At 32.2% G+C, this 15,212-nt stretch carries 9 protein-coding genes, 1 pseudogene and 1 riboswitch; of the genes and pseudogenes, 8 read left to right on the forward strand and 2 right to left on the reverse strand.

Annotated elements, in window-relative coordinates; genetic code table 11:
* Positions 1-28: 28 nt before the first annotated feature.
* The 3 genes and pseudogenes from ABI657_RS02335 (at position 29) to ABI657_RS02345 (ending at position 6,002) form a co-directional block, all read left to right on the forward strand.
* Entirely contained in the window at positions 29-931 is a 903-nt protein-coding gene (locus ABI657_RS02335; RefSeq protein WP_348095629.1) for a GLPGLI family protein, read from the forward strand.
* 40 nt (positions 932-971) lie between these two features.
* A pseudogene (locus ABI657_RS02340) lies at positions 972-3,684 on the forward strand (carboxypeptidase-like regulatory domain-containing protein).
* 83 nt (positions 3,685-3,767) lie between these two features.
* A complete protein-coding gene (locus tag ABI657_RS02345; protein ID WP_348095630.1) occupies positions 3,768-6,002 on the forward strand; it encodes a hypothetical protein in 2,235 nt (744 codons plus the stop codon).
* Positions 6,003-6,061: 59 nt separating this feature from the next.
* On the opposite strand, the gene ABI657_RS02350 is transcribed toward ABI657_RS02345, so the two are convergent.
* Positions 6,062-7,846 carry a DUF4153 domain-containing protein gene (locus ABI657_RS02350; RefSeq protein WP_348095631.1) on the reverse strand — a complete coding sequence of 595 codons (1,785 nt, stop codon included), beginning with the start codon at positions 7,844-7,846 and terminating at the stop codon, positions 6,062-6,064.
* Positions 7,847-7,982: 136 nt separating this feature from the next.
* On the opposite strand from ABI657_RS02350, the gene ABI657_RS02355 reads away from it, so the two are divergent.
* Complete coding sequence (locus ABI657_RS02355; RefSeq protein ID WP_348095632.1) at positions 7,983-9,449, forward strand: M28 family peptidase; 1,467 nt, start codon at positions 7,983-7,985, stop codon at positions 9,447-9,449.
* A 79-nt stretch (positions 9,450-9,528) separates the two neighbouring features.
* On the opposite strand, the gene metK is transcribed toward ABI657_RS02355, so the two are convergent.
* A complete protein-coding gene (gene metK / locus ABI657_RS02360; protein ID WP_348095633.1) occupies positions 9,529-10,779 on the reverse strand; it encodes a methionine adenosyltransferase in 1,251 nt (416 codons plus the stop codon).
* Between the two features lie 694 nt (positions 10,780-11,473).
* Here metK and ABI657_RS02365 point away from each other — a divergent pair.
* From ABI657_RS02365 to ABI657_RS02380, 4 genes are all read left to right on the forward strand, one after another.
* Complete coding sequence (locus ABI657_RS02365) at positions 11,474-11,644, forward strand: hypothetical protein (protein ID WP_348095634.1); 171 nt, start codon at positions 11,474-11,476, stop codon at positions 11,642-11,644.
* A gap of 49 nt (positions 11,645-11,693) precedes the next feature.
* On the forward strand, positions 11,694-12,998 hold the full coding sequence (locus ABI657_RS02370; protein WP_348095635.1) for an O-acetylhomoserine aminocarboxypropyltransferase/cysteine synthase family protein: 1,305 nt from the start codon (positions 11,694-11,696) through the stop codon (positions 12,996-12,998).
* Positions 12,999-13,655: 657 nt separating this feature from the next.
* A complete protein-coding gene (locus ABI657_RS02375; protein ID WP_348095636.1) occupies positions 13,656-13,856 on the forward strand; it encodes a hypothetical protein in 201 nt (66 codons plus the stop codon).
* A gap of 186 nt (positions 13,857-14,042) precedes the next feature.
* Positions 14,043-14,150, forward strand: a riboswitch (SAM riboswitch).
* A gap of 78 nt (positions 14,151-14,228) precedes the next feature.
* The gene (locus tag ABI657_RS02380; RefSeq protein WP_348095637.1) at positions 14,229-15,191 is read left to right on the forward strand and encodes an alpha/beta fold hydrolase; all 963 of its coding nucleotides are present in this window, start codon (positions 14,229-14,231) and stop codon (positions 15,189-15,191) included.
* The last annotated feature ends 21 nt before the right edge of the window (positions 15,192-15,212 follow it).

Here is a 15,212-nt window from a genome sequence, read left to right on the forward strand (position 1 = left end):
CTGATCCACTTTAAAAAAAAATAATCTAATGAAAAAATTTTCATATTATTTGTTGTCTGTGCTTGTTTTCGCTCAGGTACATGCCCAAAAAGATTTTCAGGGAATGGCTGTTTACGAGTCTAAAACTCAAGCACCAAAGTTTGAAGGAATGCAGGGAAGTCGTGAAATAACGCCTGAAATTCAAAAAAACATGGAAGAACGGATGAAACAAATGCTGGAAAAAACCTTTATCCTAAATTTTGATAAATCGGCTTCAATTTATAAAGAAGAAGAAAAACTGGAAACACCCGGACAACAAGGCGGCGGAATGCGCCTAATGATGAACTCGTTTATGGGCGGTGGCGGCACTTTTTATAAAGATGTAAAAAGCAAATCGTATACTGTTGATAAGGAATTTATGGGAAAAGAATTCCTGGTTGTAGATTCTCTTCCAAAACTAAAATGGAAAATGGAATCTGAAACCAAACAAATTGGCGGTTATACGTGTTATAAGGCAACAGCAGTAAAAGAAGCGAGTAAAACCGACTTTAGAAATTTCAGGCCTAAAAACAATGATGATAAAAAGACGGAAGATAAAAAAGAGGTTGCCAAAAAGACATCTGGAGAAACAAAAACCAATTTTGAAGATAATTTTGAAATGCCGAAGGAAGTGGTAATAACTGCGTGGTACACGCCAGAAATTCCGGTAAATCAGGGACCAGAAAATTATTGGGGATTACCAGGTTTAATTTTAGAAGTCAACGATGGAAGAACAACTATTTTATGTTCAAAAATTGTTTTGAATGCAAAAGAAAAGACAGTAATAAAAGCTCCGGCAAAAGGAAAAGTAGTTTCTCAAAAAGAATATGATGAAACTGTAATTAAAAAAATGGAAGAATTTAGAGAGATGAATCGTGGTCGGGCAGGAGGTTCTCCGATGATGGGAAGATAAGATTTCTGAAATTAAATTTATTTACCCTAACCATTTTTCAATGACCAAAACACTTTGTTTTTTCGTTTTTTTATTTACTTCTATAAGTTTTTCCCAAAGTATTCGTTTTGATGGTTTTATTCAGGACCAACAAAAAAATCCATTAGAAATGGCTAACGTAATGGCTGTTAACAATGCAACCAAAGCAATGGATTCTTACGGAATAACAAATGATAAAGGTAAATTTCAATTGAGTCTGAAGCCAAATGCATCTTATGTAATTAAGATAAGCTTCTTGGGAATGCAATCTAAAGAAATTACAATTTCGACTAAAAGTGAAAATATTACTCAAAATATTGTCATGGATGATGCCGGTATAGAATTGGAAGGTGTCGAAATTGTTCGTGAAATGCCGGTTTCTATAAAAGGAGATACCATTATCTACGATGCGGATTCTTTTAAATCCGGAACTGAAAGAAAACTGGAAGATATTTTGAAAAAATTGCCCGGTGTTGAAGTAAATGCTGATGGGGAAATTGAGGTAGAAGGAAAAAAAGTGACTAAATTAATGGTAGAAGGAAAGGATTTTTTTGATGGAGATACCAAACTCGGTGTTAAAAATATTCCGGCAGATGCAATTGATAAAATTCAGGTTTTACGTAATTATAATGAAATAGGAGCATTAAAAGGATTGGAAAATGATCAGGATAATGTGGCTATGAATATCAAACTGAAAGACGGTAAAAAGAACTTTTGGTTCGGAGATATGACTGCCGGAATTGGTGTAGGACATCTCGACAGCCGTTATGTTATTAACCCAAAATTATTTTATTACAGCCCTGAATACAGCATCAATGTAATTACCAACTTTAATAATATTGGTGAATTGCCACTCACTGCACAGGACTATTTTAAGTTCACGGGAGGTTTTAAAAATATGATGAAAAAAGGTGGAAGTAATTTTAATGTCTCTTCCAATGATATCGGAATTTCGCTTTTGCGGAATAATCGCGCCAAGGAAATCGAAACGAAATTCGGAGCAACCAATTTTGCCTATTCGCCAACAAAAGAATGGAGTATAACCGGCTTTGGAATTTTATCTACTTCAAAAACTGATTTGGAAACGAAATCACAAACTACGTTTTTAGCTTCTGGCAATCAGGAAAAAAAAGAAGAAAAAAGAGAAGAAGCTACGCATCAAAAAAATAACCTCGGACTTTTTAAATTAAGTTCAAGCTACAAACCTAATGCAAAACTGCAGTTTGATTATGATGTCCTGACCAAACTTACTAAACAGGATGAAGACTCTGATTTGCTTCGTGAATCGATTGTAAATAATTTTTCAACGCTGGAAACTATTTTTACTAATAAAAAGCAAGATCCGATTTCTATAAATCAAAATGTAAGTTTGTATTACACACAAAGTGATAAAAACATCTTTGCTTTTGAAATGCAGCATTTATATCAGGATGAAAATCCGTTTTATAATGCTAATCTGCAAACAAACCCCTTTAAAGATGCTTTATCAGGATATATTACTGATCCAAAACAAGACAGAAATGATTATAATCAAAACCGATTTGTAAAAACCAATAAACTGGATGCCAAACTGGATTACTATTATATGGTAACGCCAAAAAGCAACATCAATATTACATTAGGAAATACGTATTCGTACCAGAATTTTAATTCTCATATTTTTCAGATTTTGGATAACGGAGATAAAAATGACCTGAACAAAACGTCAAATAATAATGATGTAAATTATAACTTTAATGATGCCTTTTTAGGGTTTCACTATAAAATTCTGAGTGGAAAATTTACCCTGACTCCAGGAATTAGTCTGCATACATACGGAATGACAAACACACAATCAGGAACAGATTATTCTCAAAATTTCGTAAAAGTGCTTCCTGATTTTTTTGCTTTATATCAGATAAAAAAAGCGGAAACACTGACATACAATTTTTCATTGTCTAATGATTTTACTGATGTCAACCAATTGGCTGAGGGTTATGTAATATCAAATTATAACAGTTTGTTTAGAGGAGATCGTTCTCTGGAAAATGCGACTTCACAAGTACATTCGTTGCGTTATTTTAAATATAATATGTTTAATTTCGAGAATATTTTCGCTAATGCAGCCTACACACGAAAAGTAGATGCGATAAAAACCAAAGCTGATTTTACCGGAATTAATCAGTCTTCAGTACCTTATAATTCGAATTTAGCTGATGAAACTCTTTCCGGAATGGGGAGTTATGGAAGATCATTTTTTAAAGAATTATAAAGCTTCTGTCAATGCAAGTCTGAACTGGTCAAAATTCAATAATATCCAAGATCAAGAATTAAGAACGACAGAAAGTTTTACTCAAAGTTATATGGTAAAAGCTTCAACAAACTTTAAAAACATGCCTAATATTGAGTTTGGTTATAATGCCTTAATCAATAAATATAGTGGTTCAACCTATTTTACAGACAAGCCTTTTGCAAGATTGGATTATTATTTTCTGGACAGCTTTTCATTTGTCTCAGAGTACGAATTTTATCATTATTACAACACCAGCAAAACAGTTAATAATGAATATGATTTTTTAAGTGCTAGTTTGATTTATCAAAAAAAGAACAGTAAATGGGAATATAAAATTGCGGCAACCAACTTATTGAATACAACTTACCTAAATGATGATAACTTTTCTCAGTTTTCAACACGTGTTTCACAATATACGGTGCAGCCGCGTTACATTATATTTTCTATGAAATATAATTTATAGTATCTATTTTGGATTTAAGACACTTGATTTCGATGATAATCAAATATCTTTACGTTTAATATTAACAAGCCAAAATTTATATTATGCGCAATTATATAGGGAGTTTCTTATTGTTTTTCTGTGTAGTGTTTGCTTCTTACTCTCAAACAAAAACAATAGAAAAAGGAACTTATTTATCTACAAACAAAGGTCAGAAAATCAAATTAAATTTATTAAAAGATAATAAATACGAATTGGTTTTTTATTCTGGTAATTATGAGATTAAAGGCGATTCATTATTGTTTACCCAAAATACAAATAAAGGAAATGCTTTTGATCTTAGCTTTAAAAATGATAAAAAAGCAAAAAAAATTAAAGTGAATTTCGTAGATCCTTCTTATTATTCATTTTACATAGGCACACAAAAAGGAACTGAAGCTGTTCAATATCAAAGATTATCCGATATTAAAGAAAATGTAAACCCTGATGGCGATAAAGTAGATGTGGAGTTTGAAATTGATCGTGCAGATTTTGTATATCTGGTTTTTGAACAATATGGCGGAGATAGTAAACTTTCAAAATTTGCTTTACCAAAGGATGTTTCCGAAATTACAGTCAAATATCGACTGGATGCTTTAGGAGATTTAAATATTTCAGGTTTTTTTGATAATAAAACTAACGAGTTACTAGTTTCTGAGCAATCAGGAAAAAATCCATTGGTTTTTCGTAATGAGAAAAATCTTCAGCCTGAGAAAATTTCAAATGTAGTTGCGTTAGAAGATAAAACAATTTCAAATTGGACTTATCCGGGCAAAGAACCTTTAGTAAGTGATGATTTTGGTTATCAAGCGGTTGATAGTATAGCTGCTGCGGCTGATAGTGTATATTATCCGTCGGCTAAATTCGATTTTAAATTTAAAATTGAAAATAATTTAAAAAGTGCTTTGAATGCTACAAAAATTACTAAAAATAAATTTCTGGTAATTTTAGCAGATACTAAAAATCCTTCTGCAAAAGCTGATTTTGATTCATTTTTAAAAGACAAGGAAACGGAAATTGGATATATCATGTATGATACTTACCTTCCCGAATATGACATTTTTAATTATTATCTGGCTACTGCAGAAGACAAAAAATGGCTTAAAGCGAATAAAATTGCGGATGATCAAACAGTAATTATTTTGAATAATGATGGAGAAGTTCTGGCAAGTTCAAAATCTGCTTTGTCAAATCTGAAACCAGAATTTGATTATTACTTTGCTAAAAGAGTCCAAAAAGTAAATACTCTTTATAGTTTTAATAAAGTAATTAAAGATAAAAAAGCAACAGATGCTAATTTAATTTTTGCTTTTAATAATGCTGCTGTAAATGAATTGCCTTATGATGATGATCAGTCAGATGATGTTAATAATGACGAAAAATCTACAAGTCTTAAATTTGTAAAAGTTACTCTAGATAAAAAAGAGGTTTCTCAAACCTGGAAAAAGCTAATCGAAGCACATCAAAAAGACACAAAACCTAATAAATATCTTGCAGAAACAATTTTGAAGGAAATTAAAAATCAAGGATTCAACAAGCAATTATTTAATGAAGAAAGGGTTTTAAATGATACTGATTTTCTAGCCATTGATTATTTATTGAAACATTACGATGCAATAGAAAAAATGAATATTGAAGATGAGAATGGACATGCAATAGTTTTATTTAAAGGAAATTTAAGTGCTGAAATTGCTTCATCTTTACAACAAAACGCTTATATAGCAGATGAAAATTTATCAGGAAATACAATTCAGAGCAAGACAATCGCTGTTTATAAAAAATTGATTGCTGCCGGAAAAGGAAACTATGACTGTTATAAAAATTATTTGGATTATTTGAGTTTACAAAGTGAAAAATCTCCGGATGATATAACTTTTTTAAAGGAATTCAATTCTTATTTTAATTCTTACCTGTCAACAGACAAAGGAAATGCGATTGAGACATTAGACGAAATGTTTTCGGCAAACAATAACTCAGATTGGAATTATGATGGATGGAGCCCATTTAAAGAATATCATTCTAATCTGGCAAATACTGCTGCTTGGGCTGTAGTACAAAAACTCTCAAATTCTAATTTTATAAAAGATGCTATAGGCTGGTCTGAATATAGTTTAATAGTAACTAAGAATAATCCATATTATCTGGACACTTTGGCGCAGTTGTATTATAAAGATGGACAAAAAGAAAAAGCAATACAAACACAGACATTGGCTGTGAAGTTTTTAAGTAATGAAGTTGAACAACAAACGGCCTTTGAAATTCGGGAAACATTAACTAAAATGGAAAACGGAACTTATTAGAATTAAATTAGGTCGAAAAATAAAGCCCGACAAAGTAAGATCTTGCCGGGTTTCTTTTTTTATTTTTTAATACCCACCATTACTTTAACCTGATAGTTTTCTAATATTTTTTTGTTGTCTTCAACTTTACCATTCGCAAGAATGTAAGTTAATAAGATTGTATATTTTGAATTCTCTATTTTTTGCTCAATTTTTTCACGGGAATCAGAATAGTCATTTCCAATTTTAAATTTTGAATTGGAATTAACAAAATCATTTATTTCTAGCGGAATTATATCCTGATTGATTTGTAAATCCTGACCGTAATCTTTTTTTATTGCTTTTACAGAATAAGATACATTATCTATTGCTATACAATTACTACATTCAAATGCATTTCCTTTAGATAAGGTAAAAATGAAATCGTAACCATGAATATTGTCTACATTATTCTCGTTGTTTTCGTAGAAATAATAACTAAAAGAATCCTTTAAATCGTCTTTTCTGGCATATTCAGATTGATATTCATAACCTAAATTTTCCATAATCTCATTTATCCCCGGATCTTTATCTTTTTTATAAAGTGCATCTAATTTCTTGTCAGCATACGGAAGCAAAACTTCAAAACCATAATTCCTTTCTAAAAAATAAACAATACTGCTCAATTGCTGTTCTTCTTCAAAAGTTAGTTTTTTACCGTCGGTTTTATTCAAATAGTTTTCAAAACGAGACAGCTGACTGTATTTTGAAACAGAATCCGCACTTTGCGGCCCGGCAATCGAAAACAATCCGGCGAGACACATACTTATCGGAATGAATTTTATTTTGGGATGTTTCTGAATTAAAAAATAACCAACGACTACAGTTAACCAAACAGACAATAACAAGACATAATAACGTTCGTGTGTAAAGCCATAAAGATTAATTCGGTATAAAATTGCCCAGAATAATAATGCCAGCAAAGGGATTAACAAAAAGTAAAACCAGCGACTGAAAGTACGCATCCAGAGATTCCCGTTTTCATTTGCAATGGGATGTACGAGTAAAAATGATAAAATTCCTGTAATAGAAAAAGCTAAAACAAGGTATGAAACCCAGCCAACAGGAAGCGAAAGAGTTAAGAGTATTTTGGCTTCATAACATATCAGAATTACCAGGTAAAGACTTATTAAAGGCAAAAGAACATATTGAGTAAAGTTTTTAAGACCTTTTGGATAATTTAGCTGCAGAGAAACCTCATGGTTGTTAATTTCAGGAACTCCGTTTAAAAAGAAAAGGGTATTAAAAATTCCTGCAATCGTGAAAAAGATGTAAAGATATATATTATTGTAAAATTCAAAATTGAATAATTTTTCGACAGCTAAAATAGCCAAAGCCAAACCGCAATAAAGAACAGCACTATATAAACCAGAAGTTAGAATTCTAAGAAAAAGCTGTTTATTGAATTCCCAAAACTCATCCTGATTGTATTTTTTAGGTAAAAATCCCGCAAAGGAAACCAGAAGATGTAAAACCAGATTAAGTACAAAAAACTGTTGAAACTCTGTATCAGTTATGTTTTCTTTAAAACTGAATATAAAAATGACAACTAATGATCCTAAAATTAAACTTGTAATAAATCGTAAGATTTTCTTTTTGTTCGAGCTAAGAAAAAATAAACTAACAGCAAGAAAAAGAACAAGGCAGAGAGAACAGCTCATTAAGGCTTTTTGGTAAAGTTCTTTGTTTGGATTATTATACTCTATTTCATTAAGAATGATGGCTAAAATAGTTCCTGCAATTGTTGCTGTTATTTCTAACGGAAACCTAAGAACTGTTTTTTGAATAGCTTTTAGTACGTTTTGTAAAGAGGGAAGTCGGCTCATTTTTTGTCGGTTATTTTGTACTAAGGAAAGGAAATTGTAACACATATACAAGTGAAAATATAATAGATAGTAATGACTTTGATATCGGGCGAAGTTTCCTTTTAAATTATTAAATTTGAGTATTAAATTAAAAATTATGAAAAATAAAATAATTTTCGTTTTGATTTTATGCGGAGGAATAGCTTTTTCGCAAACAATCAGGAAACCATTGGTTTCAGCCATTAAAGTTGAAGATCTTAAAAAGGATATGTATGAAATGGCTGGCAATCATTTCAATGGCCGTGAAGCAGGAACTTTAGATGAATTAAAAGTTTCGATGTGGCTGGCAAATAAAGCCAAAGAGGCCGGAATGTCTTCTGAAGGAGATGATGGCACTTTTTTTCAGTTTTTTGATTTGTTTAGACATCAGGTTACAGCAAATACGAAATTCAAAATTGGCACAAAAGCATATAAATTGTGGAGTGAAGTTTTAGTGGCAGAAACCACAAACATTAAGGTTGATGCTCCATTATTGTATTTGGGCACAGCAACTAAAGAAGAAATTGAAAAAGCAGATATTAAAGGAAAAGCAGTTGTTTTATTAGCTTCAAAAGAAGGAATTGCAGATGATATTTCACTATTTGACAGACGTTATCCAGGTCTTGTCAAAAGTAAATATTATGATCTTTTAGTTAAAAAAGGAGCAGCGGCAGTAATTTTTGTTGCTGATAAACTGGGAGAAGAAAGCTGGTTTCAGGTCGAACCACAAATGACAAGAGGAATTTACGGGATCGAAGGTGTGAGAGAAAAAATGGGTTCAACAATACCCGTTTTTTGGGTGCATAATGATCAGTTGGCCTATTTAAAAACCACCAAAGATCTTTTGTCAACAGAAGTTGTTTCTGAAACCTATAAATATCCGTCTGTAAATATCATTGGAAAGATAGAAGGAACAGATGCTAAATTGAAAAATGAATATGTACTTTTTAGCGGTCATCAGGATCACGACGGAGTAAGACAAAAATATGGACAGGATTCTATTTATAATGGAGCAGATGATAATGCCAGTACTTGTGTAGCGATGTTGGCGATTGCCAGAGCTTATAAAAAACAACCGGGAAAAAGAAGTGCTTTATTTGTGTTTCATGGTTCTGAAGAGCGTGGTTTATTAGGGTCAAGATGGTATGCATCGCATCCTACAGTTCCTGAAAAAGACATTGTTGCAGTTTTAAACGGGGATATGATCGGGAGAAATAATGTTAATCAGGCTGCACTTTTAGGTTCTACTTCTCCACATGAAAACTCTTCAGATTTGGTTGCTATTGCAAAAAAAGCAAATGATGAAGGTCCGAAATTTGACTTGGATAAACTGTGGGACAGACCAGAACATCCCGAGTATTTTTACTTCCGTTCAGATCATTTGCCTTATGCTCGTAAAGGAATTCCATCGGTTTTTTTTACAAGTGTTTTGCACAGCCAATATCACACGCCTATGGATGAAGCAGAAAATATTGATTACGTAAAATTGCATAAAATGACCGAGTGGATGTATCGTACAGGTTGGATTTTATCTAATGATGCAGCTCGTCCTAAAACATTGCCAAACGTACAATTGGAAAGATAAATTCAAATTGTTTTAAATGAAAAGAGGCTGTCTAAAAATATAGGCAGCCTCTTTTTGTATGGTAAGTAGTAGATTGAATTTACAATCCAAAAGCGGTTTTTACCTGGTCAACAAAATCAAGTTTCTCCCATGTAAATAACTCAACAGTAACTGTTTTTGAATGTCCGCCCGGAGCAGAAAAAGTTTTAGTTACAGTTTCCGGTTTACGGCCCATGTGTCCGTAAGCAGCAGTTTCGCTATAAATTGGGTTTCTTAATTTCAAACGTTGTTCAATGAAATAAGGACGCATATCAAAAATAGCTTCTACTTTTTTAGCGATTTCACCGTTCGTTAAGTTTACTTTCGAAGTTCCGTAAGTATCAATAAAAATACCCATTGGTTGGGCAACTCCAATTGCATAAGAAACCTGAACTAAGATTTCGTCAGCAACACCGGCAGCAACCAGGTTTTTAGCGATATGACGTGTAGCATACGCCGCACTTCTGTCCACTTTACTTGGGTCTTTTCCGGAGAAAGCACCACCACCGTGAGCTCCTTTTCCACCATAAGTATCAACAATGATTTTTCTTCCCGTTAAACCAGTATCTCCGTGAGGTCCTCCAATTACGAATTTTCCTGTTGGGTTAATATGGTAGTTAATTTTGTCGTTAAACAAATGAACGTATTGAGGATATTTTGCTTTAATTCTTGGAATCAAGATAGAAACTAAATCACTTTTAATTTTAGTCAGCATTTCTGCTTCTGGAGCAAAATCGTCGTGTTGAGTTGAGATTACAATTGCATCAATTCTTTGTGGCTTGTTGTCATCAGAATATTCTAGAGTAACCTGAGATTTAGCATCTGGACGTAAATAAGTAATTTCAGAATTTTCTCTTCTAAGATTAGCCAATTCAATCAATAATGCGTGAGCAATATCTAAAGCCAATGGCATATAATTTTCGGTTTCGTTGGTTGCGTAACCAAACATCATTCCCTGATCTCCTGCGCCTTGCTCTTCCGGCTTAGCTCTGTCAACTCCTTGGTTAATATCAGCTGATTGTTCGTGAATTGCTGAAAGAATTCCGCAGGAATTTGCTTCAAACATATACTCGCTTTTTGTATATCCAATCTTGCGGATTACATCGCGTGCAATTTGCTGAACATCAAGATAAGTATTCGATTTTACTTCACCGGCTAAAATTACCTGACCAGTTGTAACCAATGTTTCACATGCTACTTTTGAGTCAGCATCAAATGCGAGAAAGTTATCAATTAATGCATCCGAAATTTGATCTGCAACTTTGTCCGGATGCCCTTCACTAACAGATTCTGACGTAAATAAATAAGCCATAATAATTTATTAAATTAAAATTAAGTGAGGAAAAAAATTGCTTAAAAAGGGCTAAAGGAGATAGTCTGCTTTAGCATTTTTTAATGCCGAAATTTATCTTTCAGCATTCATAACGAACCATTTCATTATGAAGAGGTTGCAATCAGTTCAAATTTTTCCTCTGTATTTGCGTGCAAAAGTACAAAACCATTTTGATTTGCAAATCAAACTTGTATTTTTTTTAAATTTATAAATAGAAGTTTAACATAATATAGTAATTTGATAGGACAAAAGAAATTAATTTAGTTTTTGTTTGGTAGTTTCAAAAATAGTTCGCAAATTTGTCAAACAAAAGAAATAAAAATGAACTTAATTATTAAAAATATGTGCTGTATGATGCTGGAAACTTCCGCAGAGAGCGCTATTGTTTAGTATTTAAATTAAATATACAATAAAACCTCTGCTACTTGCGGAGGTTTTTTTTGCTCTAACCCGAAAATGAATATCGGAGTATAAAAAATAAAATAGATAGAATAAACAAAATGAATAATTCAATAGTAAATAAAATGATGATGTATTGTAAGATGTCTATGTGTATCCCCATTTGCTATTGCCGAAAGTGAAAGATAAAATCTTTATTATAGTTTCCTAACTATAGCCCTTTTGGTAGCCATCCGAAAGGGCTTTTTTATTTCATAAACTAAAATTAAAAATCATGAAAACATTATATAAAATCTTAAAAACTATTAAACCGAAAATTATTTTTGGAATAATTCAGAATCAAAAGACAAATTTCAATTTACAAAAAGGAAAATTACATTCTGACGAAACAAATCCATTACTGGCAGATATGTATTCTGCTGAAAATGAAAACCTTTTTATTTAATACTACAACTTTAAAAATCAATTTAAATTAATACTTAAACTAAGAAATCATGGGCACAAAAAAATTCGCAACTAATGCACTACACGCAGGACACGACGTAACTAAAAATGGTGGAACTAGAGCAGTACCAATTTATCAGACATCCTCCTATGTTTTTAATAATTCAGACCATGCTGCTAATTTATTTAGTTTGGCCGAATCTGGATTTATTTACACAAGGTTAAATAATCCGACCAATGATGTGTTAGAACAACGACTCGCTGCACTCGAAGGTGGAATAGCCGCTGTTGTAACAGCGTCTGGTGCATCGGCAATTGCCACAACCTTTTTGACTTTGCTAAAAGCTGGCGATCATATTGTGGCATCAAATAGTTTATACGGAGGCACATATAATCTTTTAAAAGTGACCTTGCCCCGCTTAGGAATTACAACAACATTTGTAGATCCTTCAAGAGCAGAGAATTTCAATAAGGCTACAAAAGAAAACACACGGGCCTTTTTCGTAGAATCTTTAGGTAACCCGAAATTGGATGTACTGGATTTAAAAGCAATTTCGCTGGCAGCCAGAAATTTCAAAGTACCTTTTATTGTCGATAATACAGTCGCAACACCTTATTTATTAAATCCAATTGAGTATGGGGCTAATATTGTAATTCATTCTCTGACTAAATATATTTCCGGAAACGGAACTTCATTAGGAGGTGTTATTATTGATGCCGGAACTTTTGACTGGTCTAACGGAAAATTTTCGGAGTTTACAGAACCATCCGCAGGATATCATGGTTTAGTTTATCATGAAGCTTTAGGTAATGCTGCTTTTATTACCAAGGCAAGAATTGAAGGATTGCGTGATTTCGGTTCGGCTTTGAGTCCGTTTAATGCTTTTCAAATTATCCAGGGACTGGAAACCTTGCCCATCCGAATTAAAAAGCACAGCGAGAATGCCTTGGCTTTAGCACAATGGCTAGAAAAACAGGATCAGGTAGTTTGGGTCAATTATCCAGGTTTAAAATCTAGTAAGTATTATGATTTAGCTCAGGAATATTTGCCTGAAGGTCAAAGCGGAATCATAACATTTGGTTTGCAAGGCGGATTTGAAGCAGCAAAAAAAGTTGTTGACGAAACTAAATTATTTTCTCTTTTGGCTAATATCGGTGATACCAAATCGCTAATTATTCATCCTGCCAGTACCACACATCAGCAATTAACGGATAAGGAGCAATTAGAGACAGGAGTTTCAAAAGATTTGATTCGCCTTTCTGTTGGAATTGAACATATCGAAGATTTAATTGCCGATCTGCAAACGGTTTTTGAAAGTGTAGCCCAATCACAATATAGTACTAATAAGAACTAAATTTTTTGTTTTTTGTTTGAAAAATTGCCTTTAGTAAATTGGTTTACTGAAGGTGATTTTTATAAGTAATAGTTTTTAAGTTAACTTTTTAGTTTTATATGTTCTTTGAAATCGTGTTGTTCAAAATTTTATTGTAAGATTTTTTTTAAATAATGGTAAAATATGATTTGTAAGATGTTTTTTTAAAATTAAAATTATTTTTTTTAAGTCTTTTCGTATGAATTGTTTGGCATATTAAAAAAATAGTTGCATATTTGTTACAACCAAAAGCTATCAGAAATGGATTTTAATTCCTATAAAATGTATTATGTCATTTCCGATAAAAATGTTGGGGTGTTTATTGCTTAAATTGTAAGAACAATATTTATATAGCAAAGCCTCCCAGTTTTTTTGAGAGGCTTTTTAATTTAGACAAAATGAATTTTTTAAAAATAACAAATAAATCACAGATGGATAATTCCCTACAGTTGAACAAGATGTTCAATGTCGCATTTATTTGCGTATGCGTCTGCTGATTCCAAAAGTATAGTAAAGTTAAAAACGACTTAACCCTTTTGGTATCTAATCCAAAAGGGTTTTTTTATTTTATCAGCTTGCTGTAAAAAAAAAATAAAAAAATAATAAATATAAAAACACAAACAAACTAAACTTAATATTATGAATACTTTAAACTATTTAGCTAAGACATTCTCAACATTGAAAAACATTAGGACAAAAAGAAATATTCCACCGCCAAAAAACGAATTGATACATCCAAGATTCGGAATCACAGAGGCGGATATCACAGAGGAAAAGAAAGAGCCTAACTCTTTATTGTTTTTAATGTATTCTAAAGAAAATGAAACACTTTTTATTTAAAATCAAAAAGTTTTTCAAATAGGTAATAACCTGCTTAAATTTACTGGGCAATTTGTTCGGTAATTTTTTGCGCACAATAGTTTAGTTTGTGATATATTGAATAATCAAAAGAATCTGTTCAGATAAATTTGTTTGTTTAATAAAATAGTGCTTAATTTGCACCTTTAAGTTCAGAAACGTATTGAAATGTTATAAAGAAAGGACGAGGGATTAGACCCGATGAATCCTTAGCAACCCTTCGGTAAAGCGAAGAAGGTGCTGCATTCTACCACGCCCAACGTGGAAAGATAACAAAAAGAGTTTTTCTAGTTTCGTTCTAGACTTTCTTTCTAATATTTCCATATACAAATCAAAAAAATAAAAGATTTGAAATTGGAAAGTATACCAAACCCTATCATATTAAAAAATTTCACTACCGAAAGTGGTGTTTCATATAATTTATTGCCCTTAAGTTTTGCACTTTTTGGTTTGCCGCTTCACAGTGCGCCAATTATTCTGGTGAATCATGCCTTAACAGGAAATGCACAAGTTACCGGAGAAAATGGCTGGTGGAATGATTTGATTGGTGAGGGAAAAACAATTGACACTACTAAATATTCAGTATTAGCATTTAATGTTCCGGGTAACGGAAACGATTCTTTTAGTATCGAAAATTATCAGGATTTTACGGCCAGGGATGTTGCCCGTATTTTTTTGAAAGGAATCGAAGCTTTAAAAATTGAACCGATTTATGCTATTATCGGAGGTTCTGTAGGCGGTGGGATTGCCTGGGAAATGCTGGCACTTGAACCTAATATTACCAAACATTTAATTCCGATAGCAACAGATTGGAAATCGACAGACTGGATGATTGCGAATTGTTTTTTACAGGAACAAATCCTGAACAATTCATCAAAACCAATTCAAGATGCCAGAATTCATGCCATGTTGTGCTATCGTTCTCCGGAATCATTCAAGGAAAAATTTCAGAGAACCATTAATCAGGATCTTTTGATTTTTAATATTGAAAGCTGGCTGGCACACCACGGAGATAAATTACAAAAAAGATATCAGTTGGCTTCTTATAAACTAATGAACCAATTGCTCAAAACAATAGATATTACCAGAAACGGAGAGGATTTTAAAACTTTAATGTCAAAAACAAACGCAGATATCCATATTATCGCAATCGATTCTGATTTGTTTTTTACACCAAAAGAAAATCAGGAAACGTTTCAGGAGTTAAAAAAGTTCAAAAAAAATGTTTTTTACAGCGAAATAAATTCGGTACACGGACATGATGCTTTTTTAATTGAGTACAAACAATTAGATAATTTACTGGCTGCTATTTTTTAAGCAGAAAATAATAAAAAATAC

Source organism: Flavobacterium sp., assembly GCF_039930565.1.
Taxonomy (GTDB): domain Bacteria; phylum Bacteroidota; class Bacteroidia; order Flavobacteriales; family Flavobacteriaceae; genus Flavobacterium.